At 62.0% G+C, this 19,704-nt stretch carries 25 protein-coding genes, 1 pseudogene and 1 riboswitch; of the genes and pseudogenes, 14 read left to right on the forward strand and 12 right to left on the reverse strand.

Annotated features, from left to right (window positions below):
• Nucleotides 1-19 precede the first annotated feature (19 nt).
• Nucleotides 20-198, reverse strand: a pseudogene (locus AC0L2C_RS19955) (CsbD family protein).
• Between the two features lie 226 nt (nucleotides 199-424).
• Nucleotides 425-727 carry a hypothetical protein gene (locus AC0L2C_RS19960; protein WP_287363385.1) on the reverse strand — a complete coding sequence of 101 codons (303 nt, stop codon included), beginning with the start codon at nucleotides 725-727 and terminating at the stop codon, nucleotides 425-427.
• A 43-nt stretch (nucleotides 728-770) separates the two neighbouring features.
• Between AC0L2C_RS19960 and AC0L2C_RS19965 the strand changes: the two genes are divergently transcribed.
• The 5 genes from AC0L2C_RS19965 to AC0L2C_RS19985 all read left to right on the forward strand — a co-directional run bounded on the left by AC0L2C_RS19965 (nucleotide 771) and on the right by AC0L2C_RS19985 (nucleotide 2,520).
• Complete coding sequence (locus AC0L2C_RS19965) at nucleotides 771-980, forward strand: cold-shock protein (protein WP_010915421.1); 210 nt, start codon at nucleotides 771-773, stop codon at nucleotides 978-980.
• A 347-nt stretch (nucleotides 981-1,327) separates the two neighbouring features.
• Nucleotides 1,328-1,555 carry a hypothetical protein gene (locus AC0L2C_RS19970; protein ID WP_128248410.1) on the forward strand — a complete coding sequence of 76 codons (228 nt, stop codon included), beginning with the start codon at nucleotides 1,328-1,330 and terminating at the stop codon, nucleotides 1,553-1,555.
• Nucleotides 1,555-1,962, forward strand: coding sequence for a hypothetical protein (locus AC0L2C_RS19975; RefSeq protein WP_027155370.1), 408 nt, complete (start codon nucleotides 1,555-1,557; stop codon nucleotides 1,960-1,962). The genes AC0L2C_RS19970 and AC0L2C_RS19975 overlap by 1 nt, the downstream gene beginning before the upstream one ends.
• Nucleotide 1,963: 1 nt before the next feature.
• A complete protein-coding gene (locus AC0L2C_RS19980) occupies nucleotides 1,964-2,131 on the forward strand; it encodes a hypothetical protein (RefSeq protein ID WP_287120983.1) in 168 nt (55 codons plus the stop codon).
• A gap of 53 nt (nucleotides 2,132-2,184) precedes the next feature.
• Nucleotides 2,185-2,520 (forward strand): YkgJ family cysteine cluster protein, encoded by a 336-nt coding sequence (locus AC0L2C_RS19985; RefSeq protein WP_473524242.1) that lies wholly within the window; start codon nucleotides 2,185-2,187, stop codon nucleotides 2,518-2,520.
• A gap of 140 nt (nucleotides 2,521-2,660) precedes the next feature.
• On the opposite strand, the gene AC0L2C_RS19990 is transcribed toward AC0L2C_RS19985, so the two are convergent.
• Complete coding sequence (locus tag AC0L2C_RS19990; protein WP_287241176.1) at nucleotides 2,661-3,965, reverse strand: metal-dependent hydrolase family protein; 1,305 nt, start codon at nucleotides 3,963-3,965, stop codon at nucleotides 2,661-2,663.
• A gap of 482 nt (nucleotides 3,966-4,447) precedes the next feature.
• Here AC0L2C_RS19990 and AC0L2C_RS19995 point away from each other — a divergent pair, with 482 nt between their 5' ends.
• The gene (locus AC0L2C_RS19995; RefSeq protein WP_473524222.1) at nucleotides 4,448-5,059 is read left to right on the forward strand and encodes a LysE family translocator; all 612 of its coding nucleotides are present in this window, start codon (nucleotides 4,448-4,450) and stop codon (nucleotides 5,057-5,059) included.
• Between the two features lie 12 nt (nucleotides 5,060-5,071).
• Here AC0L2C_RS19995 and AC0L2C_RS20000 read toward each other — a convergent pair whose 3' ends face one another.
• The gene (locus tag AC0L2C_RS20000; RefSeq protein WP_287321418.1) at nucleotides 5,072-5,458 is read right to left on the reverse strand and encodes a nuclear transport factor 2 family protein; all 387 of its coding nucleotides are present in this window, start codon (nucleotides 5,456-5,458) and stop codon (nucleotides 5,072-5,074) included.
• A gap of 17 nt (nucleotides 5,459-5,475) precedes the next feature.
• On the reverse strand, nucleotides 5,476-5,925 hold the full coding sequence (locus tag AC0L2C_RS20005; RefSeq protein ID WP_473524223.1) for an OsmC family protein: 450 nt from the start codon (nucleotides 5,923-5,925) through the stop codon (nucleotides 5,476-5,478).
• 115 nt (nucleotides 5,926-6,040) lie between these two features.
• Here AC0L2C_RS20005 and AC0L2C_RS20010 point away from each other — a divergent pair, with 115 nt between their 5' ends.
• Complete coding sequence (locus tag AC0L2C_RS20010) at nucleotides 6,041-6,640, forward strand: TetR/AcrR family transcriptional regulator (protein ID WP_287241166.1); 600 nt, start codon at nucleotides 6,041-6,043, stop codon at nucleotides 6,638-6,640.
• A gap of 56 nt (nucleotides 6,641-6,696) precedes the next feature.
• On the opposite strand, the gene AC0L2C_RS20015 is transcribed toward AC0L2C_RS20010, so the two are convergent.
• The 4 genes from AC0L2C_RS20015 to groES all read right to left on the reverse strand — a co-directional run bounded on the left by AC0L2C_RS20015 (nucleotide 6,697) and on the right by groES (nucleotide 9,804).
• A complete protein-coding gene (locus AC0L2C_RS20015) occupies nucleotides 6,697-7,098 on the reverse strand; it encodes a type II toxin-antitoxin system HicB family antitoxin (RefSeq protein WP_287241168.1) in 402 nt (133 codons plus the stop codon).
• 4 nt (nucleotides 7,099-7,102) lie between these two features.
• A complete protein-coding gene (locus AC0L2C_RS20020; protein WP_287241170.1) occupies nucleotides 7,103-7,303 on the reverse strand; it encodes a type II toxin-antitoxin system HicA family toxin in 201 nt (66 codons plus the stop codon).
• Between the two features lie 487 nt (nucleotides 7,304-7,790).
• Nucleotides 7,791-9,446, reverse strand: a complete 1,656-nt coding sequence (gene groL / locus AC0L2C_RS20025; protein ID WP_473524224.1) for a chaperonin GroEL — start codon at nucleotides 9,444-9,446, stop codon at nucleotides 7,791-7,793.
• A 61-nt stretch (nucleotides 9,447-9,507) separates the two neighbouring features.
• The gene (gene groES, locus AC0L2C_RS20030; protein WP_006203049.1) at nucleotides 9,508-9,804 is read right to left on the reverse strand and encodes a co-chaperone GroES; all 297 of its coding nucleotides are present in this window, start codon (nucleotides 9,802-9,804) and stop codon (nucleotides 9,508-9,510) included.
• 250 nt (nucleotides 9,805-10,054) lie between these two features.
• On the opposite strand from groES, the gene AC0L2C_RS20035 reads away from it, so the two are divergent.
• On the forward strand, nucleotides 10,055-10,990 hold the full coding sequence (locus AC0L2C_RS20035) for a bifunctional helix-turn-helix transcriptional regulator/GNAT family N-acetyltransferase (protein WP_287241822.1): 936 nt from the start codon (nucleotides 10,055-10,057) through the stop codon (nucleotides 10,988-10,990).
• A gap of 99 nt (nucleotides 10,991-11,089) precedes the next feature.
• Here the strand turns inward: AC0L2C_RS20035 and AC0L2C_RS20040 are convergent, their stop codons facing one another.
• Nucleotides 11,090-11,923: an AraC family transcriptional regulator gene (locus AC0L2C_RS20040; RefSeq protein ID WP_473524243.1), complete on the reverse strand. Its 834-nt coding sequence runs from the start codon at nucleotides 11,921-11,923 to the stop codon at nucleotides 11,090-11,092.
• Nucleotides 11,924-12,188: 265 nt separating this feature from the next.
• Nucleotides 12,189-12,392, forward strand: a riboswitch (cobalamin riboswitch).
• Between the two features lie 87 nt (nucleotides 12,393-12,479).
• Between AC0L2C_RS20040 and AC0L2C_RS20045 the strand changes: the two genes are divergently transcribed.
• The 6 genes from AC0L2C_RS20045 (at nucleotide 12,480) to AC0L2C_RS20070 (ending at nucleotide 18,408) form a co-directional block, all read left to right on the forward strand.
• A complete protein-coding gene (locus tag AC0L2C_RS20045; RefSeq protein ID WP_287068334.1) occupies nucleotides 12,480-13,292 on the forward strand; it encodes an ABC transporter ATP-binding protein in 813 nt (270 codons plus the stop codon).
• Nucleotides 13,289-14,236, forward strand: a complete 948-nt coding sequence (locus AC0L2C_RS20050; RefSeq protein ID WP_128169749.1) for an ABC transporter substrate-binding protein — start codon at nucleotides 13,289-13,291, stop codon at nucleotides 14,234-14,236. Before AC0L2C_RS20045 ends, AC0L2C_RS20050 begins: the two co-directional genes overlap by 4 nt.
• Nucleotides 14,237-14,265: 29 nt before the next feature.
• Nucleotides 14,266-15,282: a FecCD family ABC transporter permease gene (locus AC0L2C_RS20055; RefSeq protein WP_473524225.1), complete on the forward strand. Its 1,017-nt coding sequence runs from the start codon at nucleotides 14,266-14,268 to the stop codon at nucleotides 15,280-15,282.
• A 447-nt stretch (nucleotides 15,283-15,729) separates the two neighbouring features.
• Entirely contained in the window at nucleotides 15,730-16,167 is a 438-nt protein-coding gene (locus AC0L2C_RS20060) for a PAS-domain containing protein (protein ID WP_473524226.1), read from the forward strand.
• Nucleotides 16,145-17,779: a putative bifunctional diguanylate cyclase/phosphodiesterase gene (locus AC0L2C_RS20065; RefSeq protein ID WP_473524244.1), complete on the forward strand. Its 1,635-nt coding sequence runs from the start codon at nucleotides 16,145-16,147 to the stop codon at nucleotides 17,777-17,779. The genes AC0L2C_RS20060 and AC0L2C_RS20065 overlap by 23 nt, the downstream gene beginning before the upstream one ends.
• Nucleotides 17,776-18,408 (forward strand): putative bifunctional diguanylate cyclase/phosphodiesterase, encoded by a 633-nt coding sequence (locus AC0L2C_RS20070; protein WP_473524227.1) that lies wholly within the window; start codon nucleotides 17,776-17,778, stop codon nucleotides 18,406-18,408. The genes AC0L2C_RS20065 and AC0L2C_RS20070 overlap by 4 nt, the downstream gene beginning before the upstream one ends.
• A gap of 69 nt (nucleotides 18,409-18,477) precedes the next feature.
• Here the strand turns inward: AC0L2C_RS20070 and AC0L2C_RS20075 are convergent, their stop codons facing one another.
• Together AC0L2C_RS20075 and AC0L2C_RS20080 are read right to left on the reverse strand one after the other, a co-directional pair.
• A complete protein-coding gene (locus AC0L2C_RS20075; protein ID WP_473524245.1) occupies nucleotides 18,478-18,963 on the reverse strand; it encodes a CAP domain-containing protein in 486 nt (161 codons plus the stop codon).
• 166 nt (nucleotides 18,964-19,129) lie between these two features.
• Complete coding sequence (locus AC0L2C_RS20080) at nucleotides 19,130-19,693, reverse strand: TetR/AcrR family transcriptional regulator (RefSeq protein WP_473524246.1); 564 nt, start codon at nucleotides 19,691-19,693, stop codon at nucleotides 19,130-19,132.
• Nucleotides 19,694-19,704: the final 11 nt, after the last annotated feature.

Genomic DNA, 19,704 nt, shown 5'->3' on the forward strand with positions numbered 1-19,704 from the left:
CGAAACAGCAGCGCAGGGGTCAGATCACCTTCCTGAACTTGTCCTTGATGTCGCCATAGGCCTTCTGCATTTTGCCGGCGATCTTGTCGGCCACGCCTTCAGCCTGGACGCGCCTGTTGCCGGTGGCCTTGCCGGCGGCTTTCTTCACCGAGCCCATGAGCTGCTTGGCTAGGCCGCAATCTGACTCTTGTTCACCATGGCCGCATCTCCCGGAATCAATCTGCTGGCTGGGAAACGGGTGGCTGGGGTTTTCGGTTCGGAGCCCTGCCTCGTCGGTCAATCAACAGGCCACGGCCTTTGGCCCTGACCGCCATGGCGATTGCTACTCGGCATAAAAAGAACGCCCCTCGCGCGTTTTATTGCACGGGACGCGTCCTTTGTGTCAGCCTTTCCTGAGATTGCTCTCATGAACTGCTGGCGATATTTAAAATGCACGGATGCCAAGATGGTTCCCGGCATGGCGCGATTTTCTTTTACATTTTAACAGCTGGCGCTGGGCCCGGTTTTCGGCGTCAGATCCGCCGTCGAATTGCCTGCGCAGCCAGCGTGCCGCCATCGACCCGCCGACGACGAAAGCACACGGCGAAAGCAAAAAATTGACACGGCGCCAAAAGAAGTCTAAAAGCAATTCGTCGATATTTGTTTGACCGACTTTTGTTATCCGCGTGTCCAGGCGCGCCTTTGACGAACTTCCCCCATCAAAATCGAGACAAACGCTGTTGTGCATTCGCATGACGGTGAACGAATATTTGCCACGGAAAGGGTTCGTTATGAGCACAGGCACAGTTAAATGGTTCAATGCCACCAAGGGTTTCGGTTTTATTCAGCCTGACGACGGCTCGGCCGACGTTTTTGTCCACATCTCGGCCGTAGAGCGCGCCGGAATGCGCGACATCGTCGAGGGCCAGAAGCTCGGCTACGAGATGGTCCGCGACAACAAGTCGGGCAAGATGTCCGCCGATCAGTTGAAGGCGGCCTAAAACGGAATTCAGCCTCGCCGGTGACCACGGATGTACTGGCACCGGTGAACGGCAAATTCCAGCGCATGACCCCGAAAACATCAGTTTCCGGAAAGGATCATGCGCAGAATGAGCAAGTGCACGCGCGTTCAACCGGACGCGCGGCGCTCCAGCGGAGGTCAGGCAATGCCTGGCCTTTTGCGTTTCGGGCGCCGCAAAAGTTCGAAAAGAGCACCGCGCGTTCGCTTGAACGTGCTAAGGATGCTCCAGCAATTTGAAATCGACTGCCGTATTGCTTTGTGCGTGGTCCTGGTCGAAAGACCGGTCTCGCCATTTTCGGCATTACGCTCCGAACCGGGAGAAAGACCTTGACCGCCACTTCGAAGAAATCCCGCGACCACGCCGAATCCATCTTCAGCAAGACCCAGACCCAGTCCATGTCGCTCAACCGCATTATTTCCGAGCAGGATGCTGTCAGCCAGGCCCGGGAAGCCAAGACCGCGCGGCTGCGCGAACTGCGCCTGGAGAAAGAAGCCGACGAGCTGGCTGCAGCCGCCGCGCTCGCTGCCGCGCCGAAGCGCGTGGGCAAACGCTGATGGCCACCAAGCGCGTCCCGCAAGAGGCGATCGCCGCCGATTCGACCATCGCCGATGTCGTGGGAGCCCTCGACAAGCCGGTCGAGTATGTCCGGCGCGTGCTCGAAAAGCTCGAGCGCTGCAAGCGCGCCCATGGCGATGCCCAGGTCAGGCTCGGCGTGCGTGGCCGCTCCGAATGCCCGAACTATCTGATCGAGTATGTCCGCGAAAATGCCAAGACCCATGAGCGCGTCACCCATCAGGATGCCGCCTATAGCGGCAGCACGCATCGCGAACTGGCACCCCGGCACATCGAGGAGGCCAGGAACTGGTCGCCCGAGGAAATGAACATCACGGCGGTCTCGGCGCTGATCGGCCGGCTTCGCAACCCGAATGCGCCATCATCGCGTTTCTCCGACGAGGATTGATATGGCCATAAAATTTTCCGCCAAGGATCAGCCGGCAGCAGCCGCTGCCACCGCAAAGCTGGCCAAGCCGGCCGCCGCGCCGAAAGCCGATGTTGCCGCCGAGGCAGCGACCGACCTGTTCAAGTCGCCGGCGGACGTGGCGTCGCGCAAGACCAGGAAGAAAAAATAGCGCCCTTGCCGCGAAGCGCCGACCTGAATCCCGTTGCCTCAGGGCTGCTCGCCCTGGCGAGCGCCGGGGACTTTTCATCACTGGAGGAGCGCGCCGCGCCTCTCTTCGACTGCCAGAGCTGTGGCGCCTGCTGTTCCTATTCGGCCGAATGGCCGCGCTTCTCGACCGAAGATGACGCGCAGCTCGACCGGATCCCGCAAGACTATGTGGCTGCTGACGAGGCCGGCATGCGCTGCGAAGGCGTGCGCTGCTCGGCACTTTCCGGCGAGGTCGGCAAGTCGACCATTTGTGGCATCTACGACGTCAGACCGGACGTCTGCCGCGCCTGCATGCCCGGTGGCGACGACTGCCTGATGGCGCGCAAGGCACATGGTCTGCCCGCGCCCTGATAACGGGCCTCGATAGGTCTCAGTTTGAATTTCCACCTCGGGTGGGAAGCGGCCATTCCTGTCGCTGGGCTGTGGAATTCCAGCGCTCTGCGGCCAGGCCATCGGATGCGTCGAGTAGAGACGGGCGGCTCAGTCGTTCCTCACTGAGTCAGCGTGTTTTTGTAGATCAGGCCGTCCTTCATTATGATTTTGAAGTTGTTGGCAGGATCGGCCACCAGGTCGAGGTTCTCCAGCGGATTGCCTTCGACGAGCAGGAGGTCGGCGAGCGCGCCCTCTTCGATCACGCCGAGCTTTCCTGGATAGGGATTGCGAAGGCCCGACAGCGCGAGCAGCTCGGCATTGGTCCCGGTCGCCATGACGAGCGCTTCGGCAGGCGTGTACCAACGCACAAGCGACGCCAGGATTGCTCCCTGCTGCTTCGCCAGCGCGCGGGAGAACAGGACATCGGTGCCCCATGCCGTCTTGATCTTGTATTTCTTCGCGAGTTCGTAGGTCCTGCCGATGCCCGGCCACACCTCATCGGCCTTGGCTCGCTCGACCGAACCCTCTCGGAGGCCTGTCCTCATCAATTCGGGAAGCGGCTGCAAGCTCAGCCAAACGTCCTTTTCGGCGATCAGCTTGGCGGTTGCCTCGTCCATGAGGAAGCCGTGTTCGATGCACTTGACGCCAGCCGCGACAGCCTTCCGGATCGCATCCGAGGTGAAGGCGTGCGCGGCGACGTAGGTGCCCCAATTCTCGGCAATTTCAACGGCGGCCCGCAGTTCGGGCTCGGTGAAGGTGGTGACGTCGAGCGGGCTGTGGGGCGACGACACTCCACCGCCCGCTGTCAGCTTCAGCAGCGCGGCCCCCTGCATGAATTGCTCGCGGGCACGCAAACGCACCTCATCGGGGCTGTCCACGACTATGCTGCCGCCGTTCCTCTCCATGGGGGTGAACAAGCCGCCGATCGTCCGAGGCAAGTCGCTGAGCTGGCGGAAATCCCCATGCCCGCTGGTCACGGTGATCATGGCTCCGGACGGATAGATGCGCGGTCCCGCGATGATGCCTTGATCTATCGCGCGCTTGAGGCCGAACGCCGGCCCGCCCACGTCGCGAACGGTGGTGAAGCCGCGCATCAGCGTATCCATCGCCTCGTCGCCGGCCGCAAGATTGGCGAAGCCGATGTCGCCCATCGCCTCTGCCGGGGTGGATGCAATCAGCATTGCGTGCCAATGCGCATCAATCAGCCCCGGCATCAGCGTTCGCCCGTTGCCGGCAATGCGCTGCGCGCCCTCGGCCGCGATGGGACTTGTCGAAATCCGCGCGATCAGGTTGCCCTGCACCAGCACACTCGACGGAGCCGAAAGTGCGGCGCCCTTCCCGTCGAAGATGCGGACGTTTTCGAAAAGCACGTCATCGGCGCTCGCGCTGGCGCAAAGTCCAAGCAGGAGAGCCGCCGCAAGCATTTCTCTGCCAGAGCGAAGCATCGTGAAAACCGGGCGCGCAACAAAGAACAACACAGTGGCGCAGGACAGGGCATGCGCCACAACCTTGCCTTTCGTCAGCTCCTGCGATCCAAAGGATTGGTGACACATGACGATTATCCCGCTTCAGGAGAGGTGGCCACGGCGCAAGGACAAGTTTGTAGCTTACACGGCATCGGGTCAAGAAGTGTTCCGGACTGGCACCGGACCGGCCTCGTTCGCAGCGAAGGTGGTGTCCAAAGTCAGGCCAATGCGATGATGGCAGGGCCAGCAGTGCAAGGTTTGCCTCAGGAAACGAGCTTACGAAACGTCGCCCACGGGAGTTGGATTAAAATCCCGCCGAGGGATTCCGCCTTGGATCGTGACCCGAAATTCGAAATGAGGCACTACCGGTCCTCGGGCTGGCTTGTGCCCGCGCGTTTCGCTGGCTACCTTGCTGGCGGCAGGTCACCGGAGGACGCATCGTGAGCATCGAATTCTTGTTGACGTCGCTGATCGTAGTGGCTTCGCCCGGCACCGGCGTTCTCTATACGCTGAGCGCCGGACTTTCGCGTGGCGCGCGCGCCAGCATCATCGCGGCTTTTGGTTGCACGCTCGGCATTATTCCGCACATGGCGGCCGCCATCACCGGTCTGGCGGCGCTGCTGCACACCAGCGCGCTCGCCTTCGAGACGCTGAAATATCTGGGCGTCGCCTATCTGCTCTACATGGCATGGAACACGCTGAAGGAGAGCGGCAGCTTGAACGTCGGGCAGGATGTCGCGCCGCGCTCGGCCAGCAAGGTGATTACCTCTGGCATCCTCATCAACATCCTCAACCCGAAGCTGTCGATCTTCTTCTTCGCCTTCCTGCCGCAGTTCGTCAGCACCACCGAACCGCATGCGCTGTCGAAGATGCTGGAGCTCAGCTCCGTCTTCATGCTTTTGACCTTCATCGTCTTTGTCGGCTACGGCATCTTCGCCGCCTCGATCCGCAGCCATGTCGTGTCGCGGCCGATGGTGCTCACCTGGATGCGCCGCACCTTCGCCGGCGCCTTCGTCATGCTCGGCGCAAAACTGGCGCTGGCCGAGCGGTAGCGCCTGTTGGCGCTACCCCTTGACGTATCCCATCGCATCGACGATCTGCCCGTCCGTTACGCGCATCAGATTGATGCCACGGATGGAGTCGCCGTCGGCAGGCCAGTAGCGCCAGCGGATTGTCGCCCGCTCACCGGCGACGAACGTTTCTTCAACGTCGAAGCGGGTGCCGGGTTCGCTGGCGATCGCCGACCACAGCCGCACGCATGCCTCCCGGCCGGCATGGCGGGCGCCATCCGGCGCCGGCACGGTGTTTTCGATGACGCAGTCTTCGGCCACCAGCTCGCCGAGTGCCGACGGATCATGAAGTTGGAACACGTCGTTGAAGCGCCGCATGATCTCGGCCGTCTGTCTGGATTGGTCGTCGGGATGGACAACAATGATGCTATCCCGTTTCATCTCGGTACCTCCTGATTTCATTTTTCCGCAGCGGCGGCCGTGACGAGGTCGGCCTTGAGCCTGATATCCGCCACGCCCGCCAAAGCCCGGGAGACGAGGCATGTTGCTTTCGCCGATTGGGCAAGGCGCTGGAATTCCTGGGGCGCCAGGCCCGGGACCTCGGCTTCCGTTTCGAGGTCGATGCGGGTGAGCGTCGGTCCGGCCGTGCTCGTGCCGAGATGCACCTTGGCGACGGTGCGAATCCCTACGGGGACATGGCCGCCGCTGCCCAGTATGGCGCTCAACGCCATTGAAAAGCAGCCGGCATGTGCCGCCGCAATCAGTTCCTCGGGATTGGTGCCGGGACCGTTTTCGAAGCGCGACGGGAAGGAATAGGCGCCTTCGAAGACGCCGCTGCCGAGCCGCAGACGGCCCGAGCCTTCTTTCAACGAACCCTGCCATTGGGCCTCTGCTTCACGGATGGTCATTTTGTCATGCTCCTCTTCGATGAAACGCCGAATATATAGACTGATCTATATACTATATAGACCGATTGTCATATTCGGCGCAAGGCTATAAAGCTCACTCCTGACAGAGGTTGACATGGCGAACGACACCCGCATCCGCATGATCGAGGCGACAGCGCTGCTGCTGAGGCAGCGCGGCTATCACGGCACCTCGCTCAACGACATTTTGAGCGCCTCCGGTGCGCCGAGAGGATCGCTCTACTTTCATTTTCCGGGCGGCAAGGACCAATTGGTCATCGAGGTGACGCGCGACAGCGTGGACAAGGTGTCTCGATGGCTTGGCGAAGAGCTTGCTGCCGAAAAAGATCCGGCGGTGGCTGTCCACCACATCTACCAGTCGGTCGCACGCATGCTGGAGGACAACCAGTTCACGCTTGGCTGTCCGATTGCACCCGTGGTGCTGGACTCGCCGGCCGACGTGCCGGAGTTGGCCGAACTGTGCCGGTCGGCTTTCGAGCAATGGGTAGGCCTGCTGCAAGCGGCCTTCGTCAGGGCAGGGGTGCCCGAGCGCCGCGCCCGCGCCCTGGCGCTGCTTGTCGAATCATCGCTGGAAGGGCTGATGGTGATCGCGCGCGCCACCCGCGACCGCGCCCCGGTGCTGGCGGTGGCCGATGAAGTCGCCGCGCTGATAGAGAGTGCTTTGCCGGCCAAAGAAGTCGCTGTCACGGCGAACTGATACTGCTTGTCTGAGCTTGACAGGCTCGGCCCTCGCCAGCGCCCACGTCTGCACAATTAGTCAACAATCTCTTTGCGTGCGGCGGAAGCAAGGAAGGCGGAGCGGGTTTGTCCCCGTTCACGCGCCGCGGCATCGATAGCTTCAAGCAGGCCGAGATCGAAGGATACATTGATACGCGTTGTGGAACCACGGTCACGGATCAGCGGAACGACCGTCGTCATAGCGCCTTCGCGTTCCTCCGCAAGTTCTGGATCATTTGCAATCGCATCGAAATCGCGAGGGGAAGGCACCGGATCGCCGTCGGCCTCCAGCATTCGCACATGACCGGAAAGCGCCTCGACAGCGTTGCGCACAGCCTCGTCTATCGTGTCGCCAGCCGAAATGCAGCCGGGCATATCGGGAAATTCGACGCCATAGACGCTATCAGGATCTTTGCGAATAAAGGCGATGTAGCGCATTTTCTTATCTTGCTTTGTTGAGCAGCCCCGCGTGCTTCATCAGCGCCTGAACCGTGCCAATCGGTATATCTTTACGAGGGTGGGGGATTGTCACTTTTCCAGGTTTCGTTGGATGCTTGAAATGATGATGCGAGCCGGTGATGCCGATCTCAAACCACCCGTCCTCCTCAAGCAGTTTGATCAGCTTCCGGCTGTCGCGTTCCATAAGAGCGCTCCGTGTAACATAATACACATTTCGTAGGGATTCAACGCCACTTTCTGCAAGTGGACCAGTTTGAAATTAGCCGGAGCAAAATTCCAGCATCAGCTTTACACGCCTATCTCATATCCAGTACGGTTTGCGACGTTGGCTCTGGGGTGCTCTATCACTTCGGCCATGGTTTGGGCTTCAGCACTTTTTCTTGCTTACTTTCTCGGCACGCTATCGCGCAATCAGCAAATCGCCAGCGCTGAAGATTAGCCGAAACGACATTGCCTTCCTCATCCAACGGCGGAGCAGGAGCGAAGCGACGTTGCGGAGACCCTAGAATCCATGCCGGGACAGTGGTCGAAGGAACGCGCCCGTGTAGAATGCGCACTTGCTAGTGATCAAGCTCCTTATCCGACACGTCACCTCTGACCATAATCGCCACGGTAACGAAAAAGGGCGACCTCTCGGCCGCCCTTTCCCTATCAGAAGGCTTATGGACTTCTTAGAAGTCCATGCCGCCCATGCCGCCCATGCCGCCGCCGCCCATGCCGCCTGGCATGCCGCCGCCAGCCGACTCCTTCTTCGGAGCCTCCGCGATCATGGCTTCGGTGGTGACCAGCAGGCCGGCGACCGAGGCCGCGTCCTGGAGTGCCGTGCGCACGACCTTGACCGGATCGACGATACCCATGGCGATCATGTCGCCATATTCGCCGGTCTGGGCGTTGAAGCCGAAGGTCGGGCCCTTGTTCTCGAGGATCTTGCCGGCAACGATCGATGCTTCCGCACCGGCGTTGGCCGCGATCTGACGGGCCGGAGCCTGCAGCGCGCGACGCACGATGGCGATGCCAGCGGTCTGGTCTGAGTTGGCGCCGACAGCCTTGATGCTCAGCGAAGCGCGCAGCAGTGCGACGCCGCCGCCGGGAACGATGCCTTCTTCGACGGCCGCACGGGTCGCGTTGAGGGCGTCATCGACGCGGTCCTTCTTTTCCTTGACTTCGATCTCGGTCGCACCGCCGACGCGGATGACGGCAACGCCGCCCGCCAGCTTGGCGAGACGTTCCTGCAGCTTCTCCTTGTCGTAGTCCGAGGTGGTCTCCTCGATCTGCTGCTTGATCTGGGCGACGCGGCCCTGGATCTCGGCCTTCTTGCCGGCACCATCGACGATGGTGGTGTTCTCCTTGGAGATAGACACCTTCTTGGCGCGGCCGAGCATGTTGAGGCCAACATTCTCGAGCTTGATGCCGAGGTCTTCGGAAATGACCTGGCCACCGGTGAGGATGGCGATGTCTTCCAGCATGGCCTTGCGGCGATCACCGAAGCCCGGCGCCTTGACTGCGGCGATCTTCAGGCCGCCACGCAGCTTGTTGACGACCAGCGTGGCCAGGGCCTCGCCTTCGACGTCTTCCGAAATGATGACCAGCGGCTTCGAGGTCTGCACGACAGCCTCGAGGATCGGCAGCATGGCCTGCAGGTTGGAGAGCTTCTTCTCGTGGAGAAGGATGTAGGCATCTTCCAGATCCGCAACCATCTTGTCGGCGTTGGTGACGAAGTAGGGCGAGAGATAGCCGCGGTCGAACTGCATGCCTTCGACGACTTCGAGTTCGGTCTCGGCGGTCTTGGCTTCCTCGACCGTGATGACGCCCTCGTTGCCGACCTTCTGCATCGCTTCGGCGATCATCGAGCCGACCGAAACATCGCCATTGCCGGCGATGGTGCCGACCTGGGCAACCTCTTCCGAGGTCTTGATCTTCTTGGCGTTCTTGATCAGCGTCGAGACGACGTCGCCAACCGCGAGGTCGATGCCGCGCTTCAGGTCCATCGGGTTCATGCCGGCGGCAACCGCCTTGTGGCCTTCCTGGACGATCGACTGCGCCAGAACGGTCGCGGTCGTGGTGCCGTCGCCGGCGATGTCGTTGGTCTTCGAAGCAACTTCGCGGACCATCTGCGCGCCCATGTTCTCGAACTTGTCTTCAAGCTCGATTTCCTTGGCGACGGTGACGCCGTCCTTGGTGATGCGCGGTGCGCCGAACGACTTGTCGATGACGACGTTGCGGCCCTTGGGGCCGAGCGTGACCTTCACTGCGTCGGCGAGGATGTTGACGCCGCGCAGCATGCGCTCACGGGCATCGCGAGAAAATTTTACGTCTTTGGCAGCCATTTTTAGCTCCTGGCAGGGGCTTGAATTGAGCCCTAGGATTAAGTGATGGTGAGGCCGATAATCAGCCGATGATGCCCATGATGTCGGATTCCTTCATGATCAGAAGGTCTTCGCCATTGAGCTTGACTTCGGTGCCCGACCACTTGCCGAACAGGATGCGATCGCCGGCCTTGACGTCCAGCGGGACGAGCTTGCCGGCTTCGTCGCGGGCGCCGGAGCCAACGGCGATGATCTCGCCTTCCTGCGGCTTTTCCTTCGCCGTGTCGGGGATGATGATCCCGCCGGCAGTCTTGGATTCGGATTCAACCCGGCGTACGACCACGCGGTCATGAAGCGGGCGGAACTTCGACTTTGCCATTTTTTATTCCTCGGTGAGAATGGTGAGAATAGTTCCTCCGTCCGGCGGCGCCGGACAAACCTATAAGCCCGGCGGCGCCGGACCTACGCTTAGCACTCACCAATGGCGAGTGCTAACGTGGCGGTGAGATAAGCCGGTGGCTGGCGAGAGTCAAGGCGCTGAGTGAGCTGATCGACAGCCGCAGCCTGCTTCGAACTGATACTTGACTGAGTCAACTAAATGGTTGATCTTGTGCGGGCAGGAGGATGCCATGACGATTCATCATCAACCCGGCAGGGAGCGGATCGATGCAGTGCGGGGCTTCAACCGCTTTTACACCCGCCAGATCGGGCTGCTCGACGAAGGGCTGCTGAAAAGCGCCTTCTCGCTGACCGAGGCTCGGGTGCTCTATGAACTGGCGCTTCGCGATGGCCTGACCGCCACCGATCTTGCGCGCGATCTCGGTCTCGACCCCGGCTATCTCAGCCGGTTGCTGAAAAAGTTCGAAGAGCGTGGCCTGGTCGAGCGCGTGGCGACGCAAGCCGATGCTCGGCGCTCGTCGATTGCGCTGACGCCGGCGGGAAGAGCGGCGTTCGCCCCGCTGAACCAGGGTTCGCACGATCAGGTCGCGGCCCTGCTCGACCGGCTTTCCGCACCGGAACAGGACCGGCTGGTCAAGGCGATGCAGACGGTGCAGCGCCTGCTGGGCGAGAGTGCAGAGCCCAAGGTCCCTTACATGCTGCGGTCTTTGCAGGTCGGCGACATCGGCTGGATCATCCATCGCCAGGGCCTGCTCTACGCGCAGGAATATGGCTGGGACGAAACTTATGAGGCGCTGGTCGCCGAAATCCTCGGCGCCTTCGTCAAATCCTACGATCCGAAATGGGAACGCAGCTGGATCGCCGAGCGGGAAGGGGAAGTCGTCGGCTCGGTCTTTCTCGTGCGCCAGTCGGACGCGGTGGCGAAGCTGCGCCTGCTCTATGTCGAACCCTCGGCGCGCGGTCTCGGCATCGGCAGGCGGCTGGTCGAGGAATGCACCGGCCTTGCCCGTGCCAAGGGCTACAAGAAATTGACGCTGTGGACCAACGACGTGCTCACCTCAGCGCGCCGCATCTACGAGGCGGCCGGGTTCAAGCTGGCCAATCAGGAACGCCACCACGCCTTCGGCAAGGATCTGGTCGGCCAGAACTGGAACCTGGAGTTGTAGCGTCTTTCCCCTCTCCCCTTGTGGGACAAGGGGAGAAGGCAAGATAAGGCGGAGCGCCGCGACACTAGTCTCCAACACAAGTTGAAAACTGGGCCATTCTCACCCTTTGACCGGTATCCAGATTTCCAGCCCGCCATTGCCGCTGCGCGGATCGAATTCGGGACCGTAGCGCTCGAATTCGGGCGCGTCGGCAATCTTGTGCCCGGAGGCCGGCAGCCATTTGTTCCAGATCGTGTTGACCGTGCGGCGGATGGTCGAGATGTGGTCACGATGGGCGAACACGGCGTATTCCTGCTCCGGCACGCGTACGCGCGAAAACTCCTTCGGCAGGTCCGAAAAGTCGGACACCTCGACGCCGGCGATATAGTCGAAATTGCCTGCATCGTCGCCGTTGACGCAGACGCCATAGGCGACGTCGCCGACCTCGCCTGCAATGTTGCCGATATAGGGGCCGAACCGCTGCCACTGCATCGGGATGCCGGCGCTGGTTTCGCAGCTGTAGCGCTCGCCGAGACCGGCGATGAGGAACGGCCGGCTGGTTTCGAAACGCGGCGGCTCGAGATTGGTGAGGAAGGACTGGTCCATCAGGATCGGCTCCACGAGATCGAGGTTTTTGAGTGAGCCTTGCGCGCGCACCAGTTCCGGCGTGGTGCCGAACTGGTCGCGGAAGGCGCGGGTGAAAGCCTCATGCGAGGCATAGCCGGCGTCGAGCGCGACCGAGAGAATGTCCGGTGCGCCGGCGGCGAGCCTGCGCGCCGCCTCGGTCAGGCGGCGAGAACGCAGGTAGCCCATCACCGAACGGCCTGTCGCCGCACCGAAAGCCCGCCTCACGTGAAAGCGCGACACGCCGCTGCTGTTGGCGACATCGTCGAGCGAGATGGCTTCCGGCAGATGGCTTTCGACGAACCACAGCGCTTTCTCGGTCGGGTTCATATGGCTCCTTGCTGTGGGACTGCGCATTGGCCAGGTCATGGTATCGCTTCCTGGTGGAGGCAGTTTGATCGAAATTGCGCACCGCGCAATGCGACGGTGGTCGGCAAGTCGAAGGCGTTGGGCGAAGCGCTTGACGGGAGCAGGCGTTGTCTTTTAAGTAGTAACGTTATTACATTACAAGATTCGGTATGCTCGTTCTGACAAGACCATTGCTCGCGGGGCACTCCGAACCCCGGAAACTTATTGCGCTGGGATTGGCGGAAAACTAGGGTGGCTGACTGATGGTCCCCAAGCCGAAAGGCGAGGGTGAAAAGGGAACACGGTGAGATCTTCGGATCGAGGCCGTGGCTGCCCCCGCAACTGTAAGCGGCGAGCAAAATCCGAAAATGCCACTGGCCGGCAAGGCTGGGAAGGCAGGATGGCGCAAGGACCCGCGAGCCAGGAGACCTGCCATCGCACGAGTTGACCGGACGGGGTGTGCCGGGAGGAGACGTGGACATCGGTCTTGTCGGCCGGTCCAGCTTCCTTCCGTCGCCATTGAGAAAGTGACGGTAAGTTGGACGCCTGCCAGCCTCTTCTTGAAGCGCGTGAACTGAGCGCCACGGCGAATGGCCAGCGCCTGGTCAGTGCGGTCAGCCTTTCGGTCGCGGCGGGAGACCGCCTCGCTATCATCGGTCCCAACGGCGCCGGCAAGACGACGCTGCTGCGCATGCTATGCGGCACGCTGCGTCCGAGCGCGGGAGATGTGAGATTTTCCGGACGCCGGCTGGAGACGTTTCCGGCCGCCGAGCGGGCGCTGCACATGGCAGTCGTCGGCCAGACCGATCAGCCCGATCCGCGGCTTGCCGTGATCGACTACGTCGGACTTGGGCGGGTCCCGCATGCCTGCTGGCGACGCAGGAGCGAGCAACGCGACATCGTCGTCGAAGCGCTTCGCAGAACCGGCCTGCTGCCGCTGCTCGGCCGCACGATCGGCTCGCTGTCGGGTGGTGAGCGGCAACGCGCCCAGCTGGCGCGCGCCATCGCCCAGGAGCCGAAAATCCTGTTCCTCGATGAACCGACCAATCATCTCGATCCGCGCGCCCGCAGCGAACTTCTCGAACTCGTATCGCAGCTTGGCATGACCGTCGTGGCGGTGCTGCATGATCTGTCGCTGGTCACGCCATTTGCCACCAGGGTCGCGGTGATGAACGAGGCCCGGCTGCAGGCACTCGCCGGTCCGCGCGAGGCGCTGACCAAGCAGTTGATCCGCGAGATTTTCGGCGTCGACGTGCTTCGGCTGCGCCATCCGACCGAAGACCGCGAACTCACGGTGTTCGAAGTCCCGAACCGTGCCTCTTCTGATCTAACCAAGGAGCAACATCCGTGAAACGCCTCGCACTGTCTTTTGCCTCTCTGCTGCTTGCCCAGACCGCCTTCGCTTTCCCGGTAACAGTCGACAGCTGCGGTACGCCGCTGACGTTCGACGCCGCGCCGAAGCGTGCCGTCATCCAGGATATGAACATGGCCGAGATGGCCTTCGCGCTGGGGCTGCAACCGTCGATCGTCGGCCTGACCGGCATCACCGGATGGTACAAGGTCGGTCCGGAATTCAAGGCCAAGCAGGGCGCGATCCCTGAACTTGCGCCGAAATACCCGGCGCTCGAAAACCTGGTCGCGGTCGAGCCCGATTTCTTCTTCGCCGGCTGGTATTACGGTATGAAGCCGGGCGGCGAGGTAACGCCAGATACGCTGGCGCCGCACGGCGTCAAGACGCTGGTGCTGACGGAAAGCTGCGTCCATCTCGACAACAACCGCCCCGCCGCCTCGATGGACCTGCTCTACGGCGACATCGAAAAGCTGGGCAGGATTTTCGGCAAGCAAGCCAAGGCGGAAAAACTCGTTTCAGGCTGGAAAGCGCAACTCGCCGATATCACGGCAAAGGCCGGCGACCGCGAGCGGACGCGGGTGTTTCTCTACGACTCCGGCGAAGACAAACCCTTCACATCAGGCAAGTTCGCGATCCCCAGCGCCATGATCGCCGCTGCCGGCGGCGACAACATCATGGCCGACATGCAGACGAACTGGGGCAACACGGACTGGGAAACGGTCGCTTCCCGCAATCCGCAGTTCCTGATCCTGCTCGACTACCAGGACGGCGGCGGTTACAGGAAACTGCTCGACTTCCTCAAAGTCCATCCGGCAATGAAGGAGACCGATGCGGTCAGGAGCGAGCGCTTCGTCGCGCTGCGCTATGCCGAGCTGACGCCCGGACCTGCTAACATCGAGGCGATCGGCAAGATCGCCAGCGCGATGCACCCGGAAGCCTTCTGAGCTTGCGCCACAGGGCGTTCGAATTGGCCATGGCAGCAGGAGCGGCAGCAATCGCCGCTCTTGCTCTGCTGTCGATCGCCTATGGATCGACAGTCATAGCGTTGAGCGACGTGATTGCTGCGCTCGGACATGCGGCCGGGCTGGACGGAGACCTCGTGCCCGGCTCAGTCGGCAATATCCCGGTCGCCAAGATCCCGGTTGCCAAGATTGTCGTCGATCTCAGGCTGCCGCGCACCATCATGGCGATCTGTGTCGGCGCAGGGCTGGGCGTCATCGGCGCGCTGCTGCAGACGGTAACCCGAAACGATCTCGCCGATCCATTCCTGTTCGGGCTGTCCTCCGGTGCCGCGGCCGGCGCTGTTTCCGTCATCACCATTTTTGGCGACCGTTTCGGCATCTGGACGTTGCCGGTTGCCGCCTTCACCGGCGGCATTTTGGCCGCCGGCATCGTGCTTTTGCTGGTTTCGCGGGTGAGGGGGCAAGGCCCCGAACGGCTGATACTGGCCGGGCTTGCCGTCTCGTTCATGTTCATCGCCCTGACCAACTATCTCGTCTTCGCCGGAGACCAGCGCGCCGCTCGCTCGGTTTTGTTCTGGACCATGGGCGGGCTCGGCCTAGCGCGATGGGACAATGTCGGGCTGGCTGCTCTTGGCGCGTGCACCATTCTTGCTTATGGCCTGTGGAACCATCGCAAGCTCGACGCCTTCCTGGCCGGCGAGAATGCTGCCGAAAGCCTCGGCGTGCCGGTTGTGCGGATGCGCAGGACGGCGTTTCTCGTCGCTGCCTTCTCGACGGCGATCCTGGTCTCGGTCGTAGGTGTCATCGGTTTCGTCGGGCTGATGATCCCGCATCTGTCCCGGCCCCTGGCCGGCCCGTTGCATCTGCGCCTGATTGCAAGCTGCGCCCTCTTCGGAGCGGTGCTGCTGCTAGCAAGTGACCTTCTGGCGCGCACGCTGCTGTCGCCGCAGGAACTGCCGATCGGCATCATCACCAGTTCGGTCGGCGCTTTCTTCGTGGTCACCATGCTCATTCGCAATCGTTCATGATGGGCTGCCATGCACACTTGCCGGCTTCTGGCACAATGCCGAGTCTTTGGACTGACCTCTGGGACCGGCGCAGCGCGCCGAACCGCCCGTCGAGATTTTCACCGGCAGGATCGGCCATCATGTGCGATGGGCCTGCACGAGATTGGCTCCACCTTCTCCCCTTGTGGGCCCCCTTGTGGGCCCCCTTGTGGGAGAAGGTGGCCGCGAAGCGGCCGGATGAGGGGTGCTCCAGCTTGGAACCGACAGCGCTCCGGCCAGCACCCTCAACCGTCTCGGCGCTGCGCGCCGATCCACCTTCTCCCACAAGGGGAGAAGGCAAGAACTGCGCCATGCCCCGGCATCGACCCGGTTCACATGCCATTAGTATATCTGGACCACTATGCGGTCGCTTAGCTTGCAGCGAGCTTTCCTTGCTTTGCGCCAGGCGCCGAACCGGAGGAACTGTGTTTGGTCACGAAATCATCGAGGCAAGCCGCCCAGGCGCCCGAATCGACCGAGCTTGCCACGCTGGCGAAACTGGCGGGCTCCTCGTACGAGACGCTCGAGCGCGAACTCAGGGCTACGATCGCAACACTCGAGCAACAGGCGCTGCGATTCGAGACGGCGATCGACAACATCTCGCAAGGCATCTGCTTTTTCGACGCCGCTGAACGGCTGATCCTGTGCAACCGCCGCTATGCGGAAATTTACCGCATCGCGCCCGAACACTTGCGCCCCGGCCGGACGCTGGGCGAAATCGTCGAACGCCGCATCGCTGCCGGGACATCCGCGATGGCCAGCGACGCTTATCTCGCATTCGCCCGAGCGGTCAATTCGGGCACGACCCTGGACCGCCAATCTCACCGACGGCCGGACAATTCAGATCTGCCATCAGCCGATGCCTGACGGCGGATGGGTGGCCACGCATGAGGACATAACGGAACTCACCGCCAATCGCCTGATCGTCGACGAGCGCATCTCGCTGCAAACGCTGATCGACTGGGTGCCCGACTACCTGTGGGTGAAGGACACCGAAAGCCGCTTCGTCGTCGCCAACAGGGCCATTGCTTCCGACAGCGGCAAGGCCAAAACCAGTGACATGATCGGTTTGACCGATTCCGATCTTCATGCCCCCGACCTTGCGCAGAAGTTTCGCGCCATCGAGCAAGGCGTGCTGCGCAGCGGACAGCCGATGATCGATGAGGAAGAGTTCGTTGTCGATGCGTCAGGCGCCGGCAAATGGTTTTCGTCGACGAAGGTGCCGTTGCGCAATGTTCAAAACGATATCTTCGGTCTGGTCGGCATCGCCCACGACATCACCGCCCGCAAGCAAGCGGACACCCTTCGAGACGGGCAGGCGCAGATACTGGAAATGATCGCGACGAGCGCCCCGCTCGAAGATGTGCTCGACTGCCTCATGCGCCTCGCCGAGTCTCAGTTGACTGGGATATTCGGTTCCGTCCTGTTGCTCGACAAGGATGGCAGCCACTTGCGGCACGGCGCCGCCCCGAGCTTGGCAAAGGCCTATACGAGCGCCATCGACGGGATCGCCGTCGGCCCCAAAATGGGATCCTGCGGAACCGCTGCCTACCGGCGCGAGCCAGTCATTGTCGCGGACATCATGCACGACCCGCTTTGGCACGATCACTGCGAATTGGCGGCGGCCTATGGCTACCGTTCGTGCTGGTCGACCCCGATCCTGTCGCACCAGGGCGCTGTGCTGGGCGCCTTTGCCATGTACTCGATGACCGTGCGCGAGCCGACCGCGGCCGAGACCCGGCTCATCGATTTCACGACGCGTATTGCCGGGATCGCCATCGAGCGCAAGCTGGCCGAAGATCGGATCCACTTCATGGCCAACCATGATGTGCTGACCGGACTGCCCAATCGCGCTCTGCTCGAGGACCGGCTTTCGCAGGCGATCCTCTACGCGCAGCGATACGATCGCTGGGTGACGGTGGTGTTCATCGATCTGGACAATTTCAAACTCGTCAATGACACGCTTGGCCACAATGCCGGGGACGAGCTGTTGAAGACCGTAGCCGGCCGTATCGTCGAGCGCGTAAGGGCGACCGATACGGTCGTGCGGCTTGGTGGCGACGAATTCGTCGTCGTTCTGTTCGATCAACCGACGAATGTCGATCTCATCTCCGAGACCCTGCAAACAATTCGGGCGGCGATTGCAGAGCCGGTTCAGCTCGGAGCACATCGGCTGAGGGCGACGGCCAGTATCGGCATCGCCAGCTACCCTAAGGATGGGACCAACCCCGACACGCTGCTGGCCAATGCCGATGCGGCCATGTATCGCGCCAAGGAATTCGGCCGCGACAATTTCCAGTTCTACGCTCCCGAATTCAACACCAGAGCGCATGAGAAATTCGTGCTTCAGGAGGACTTGCGTAACGCCCTGGCCCGTTCGGAATTCGCGCTGTTTTATCAGCCGCAGGTCGACCTTCGGTCGGGCCTCGTCTTGCCGTCGAAGCGTTGCTTCGCTGGAATCATCCGACGCGGGGCATGATGGCACCGAACGCCTTCATTCCGACGGCCGAGGAGACAAGTCTGATCGTGCCGATCGGCGATTGGGTCCTGCACGAGGCCTGTCGGCAGAACAAGGCATGGCAGGATGCCGGCCTGCCGCCGATGACCGTCTGCGTGAATGTGTCGACGCGGCAATTCAGGGAAAAGAACCTGATCGGCCGCGTCGCCGATGCCCTGAAAGTCAGCGGTCTGGAGGCCAGATATCTCGAGCTGGAGGTGACCGAAAGCCTGATCATGCGGGATATCGACCTGGCGGTCGCAACGATGAACCAGCTGCAAAACCTGGGCGTTCAGATCTCGATCGACGATTTCGGAACAGGCTACTCCAGCCTCAGTGCGCTCAAGACCTTTCCAGTGGCGCGGCTGAAAATCGACAAGTCGTTCATCAACGATATCGCTGCTGACGAAAACGACCAGGCTGTCGCCAGCGCCGTAATATCATTGGGTCAAAATTTGAATCTGAGGGTCATTGCCGAGGGCGTCGAGACGGACGATCAGGTGGCCTTCTTGCGCAAGAACAACTGCGATGAAATGCAGGGCTATCATTTCAGCGAGCCGGTTTCGGCCCCTGACATTGAGAAAATGCTCAGTGGCGAACCCATGGATTGACGGGTCGACCATGATCTCCTCAGCCAAGGCGGCATTGCCGCCAGCGCGGATTGCCCTGTGCCCGCGTTGCTATTTGCCCAGGACAAGGCTCCAGTAACGCCGCGAGCTGTCGCGGCCGTCCCGCACATAGGCCAGGCCGAAGCGGGTGAAGCGCGGGTCGAGCATGTTGCGGCGGTGGCCGGCCGAATGCATCCAGATGTCGAACAGCTTCTGCTGATCGAAACGGCCCTCGGCGATGTTTTCGGCGGCAGCACCGGCAATGCCGTTGCCCTTGACGCGCAAAGCAAATCCCTTGCCCGAGCCGGTCGAGTGGGTCATGCGGCCGCCGCGCGCCATATAGCCGGACTGCTGCAGGGCTGCCTGTTCGAGCTGACGGTCGGGAACAAGCGGTTCGAGGCCGGCTGAGGCGCGGATGCCCGCCAGCGTGCCGACAGCGGAGGCCGAGACCCCGGCGCCTTCGCCGGTGGGCAGCACAGTGGCGCAAGCGGCAAGCCCGGCCAGCGCGGCAAGGCCGGCAGCTCTAAGCAGCATTCGCCTGTTTGGCGTCGGGCGCATTTCGTCAGGGCGGGGTTCTAGGGACGGTTGATTGGCGGTGCCGGTGAGCGTCATGCCTGCCTGACATAGCGGCAATAGTGGCTTTTGCCGGGCAGGCGTTCAGAAATCTCGCTCGCTGCCCCCTTAGCCGTCCGGCAGCCGCATTGCTCAAGGGCGCTCCTGGCGGCTATCTGGCAGACACTTGGCTGATCCCGGTATCGATCCAGGCACGCGTCTGTTCCAGAACTTCATCCGAAAGCGCGGGATCGTCGATAGCCCGGGCGAGGATCACTGCCCCCACCATCGCTGCCCAGCATCCGATCGCCGCGCGGCGTCTGTCTGCCGGATCCAACTCCGGCAGCGCCTTGCCAAAACGGTCGATCTGCGAGCGAAAGCCTTCGGTCATGGCCGAGCGTGCAGCCGGGGTCTGATGGCGGATGGCCGCGGCAAGGCCTGCCGTCGGGCAACCACCCGCGGCGTTGTCGCGATGGCGGGGCGAAAGATAGGCATCTGCATAGGCGCGAAGGTCGCCCCCTCCGCTTGAGTCTGCGGCGATGACATGGGCAAGGGTTTGGGCGATCAGGTCGTCCTTCGAGCTGAAATGGCCATAGAAGCCGCCATGGGTGAGCCCAGCGGCTTTCATCACCTCCGCCACGCTGACCGCGTCGAACCCCTTGTCGCGAAACAGCCGGCTGGCAACATCCAGAATTCGGCGGCGGTTCTCCGCCATCTGTTCCCGACTGACCTTCATTTCAAAATCCT

The organism is Mesorhizobium sp. WSM4845 (genome assembly GCF_055811455.1).

Bases quoted from the DNA above. Each gene is read 5' to 3' on its own strand.
- AC0L2C_RS20000 (WP_287321418.1), bottom strand. From the start codon at position 5,458: ATGAAACGGGATAGCATCATTGTTGTCCATCCCGACGACCAATCCAGA.
- AC0L2C_RS20005 (WP_473524223.1), bottom strand. From the start codon at position 5,925: ATGACCATCCGTGAAGCAGAGGCCCAATGGCAGGGTTCGTTGAAAGAA.
- AC0L2C_RS20020 (WP_287241170.1), bottom strand. From the start codon at position 7,303: ATGGAACGCGACAGCCGGAAGCTGATCAAACTGCTTGAGGAGGACGGG.
- AC0L2C_RS20035 (WP_287241822.1), top strand. From the start codon at position 10,055: ATGACGATTCATCATCAACCCGGCAGGGAGCGGATCGATGCAGTGCGG.
- groES (WP_006203049.1), bottom strand. From the start codon at position 9,804: ATGGCAAAGTCGAAGTTCCGCCCGCTTCATGACCGCGTGGTCGTACGC.
- AC0L2C_RS20080 (WP_473524246.1), bottom strand. From the start codon at position 19,693: ATGAAGGTCAGTCGGGAACAGATGGCGGAGAACCGCCGCCGAATTCTG.
- groL (WP_473524224.1), bottom strand. From the start codon at position 9,446: ATGGCTGCCAAAGACGTAAAATTTTCTCGCGATGCCCGTGAGCGCATG.
- AC0L2C_RS19960 (WP_287363385.1), bottom strand. From the start codon at position 727: ATGCACAACAGCGTTTGTCTCGATTTTGATGGGGGAAGTTCGTCAAAG.
- AC0L2C_RS20070 (WP_473524227.1), top strand. From the start codon at position 17,776: ATGATGGCACCGAACGCCTTCATTCCGACGGCCGAGGAGACAAGTCTG.
- AC0L2C_RS19990 (WP_287241176.1), bottom strand. From the start codon at position 3,965: ATGCTTGCGGCGGCTCTCCTGCTTGGACTTTGCGCCAGCGCGAGCGCC.
- AC0L2C_RS20055 (WP_473524225.1), top strand. From the start codon at position 14,266: ATGGCAGCAGGAGCGGCAGCAATCGCCGCTCTTGCTCTGCTGTCGATC.
- AC0L2C_RS20015 (WP_287241168.1), bottom strand. From the start codon at position 7,098: ATGCGCTACATCGCCTTTATTCGCAAAGATCCTGATAGCGTCTATGGC.
- AC0L2C_RS19965 (WP_010915421.1), top strand. From the start codon at position 771: ATGAGCACAGGCACAGTTAAATGGTTCAATGCCACCAAGGGTTTCGGT.
- AC0L2C_RS20010 (WP_287241166.1), top strand. From the start codon at position 6,041: ATGGCGAACGACACCCGCATCCGCATGATCGAGGCGACAGCGCTGCTG.
- AC0L2C_RS20075 (WP_473524245.1), bottom strand. From the start codon at position 18,963: ATGCGCCCGACGCCAAACAGGCGAATGCTGCTTAGAGCTGCCGGCCTT.
- AC0L2C_RS20040 (WP_473524243.1), bottom strand. From the start codon at position 11,923: ATGAACCCGACCGAGAAAGCGCTGTGGTTCGTCGAAAGCCATCTGCCG.
- AC0L2C_RS19975 (WP_027155370.1), top strand. From the start codon at position 1,555: ATGGCCACCAAGCGCGTCCCGCAAGAGGCGATCGCCGCCGATTCGACC.
- AC0L2C_RS19980 (WP_287120983.1), top strand. From the start codon at position 1,964: ATGGCCATAAAATTTTCCGCCAAGGATCAGCCGGCAGCAGCCGCTGCC.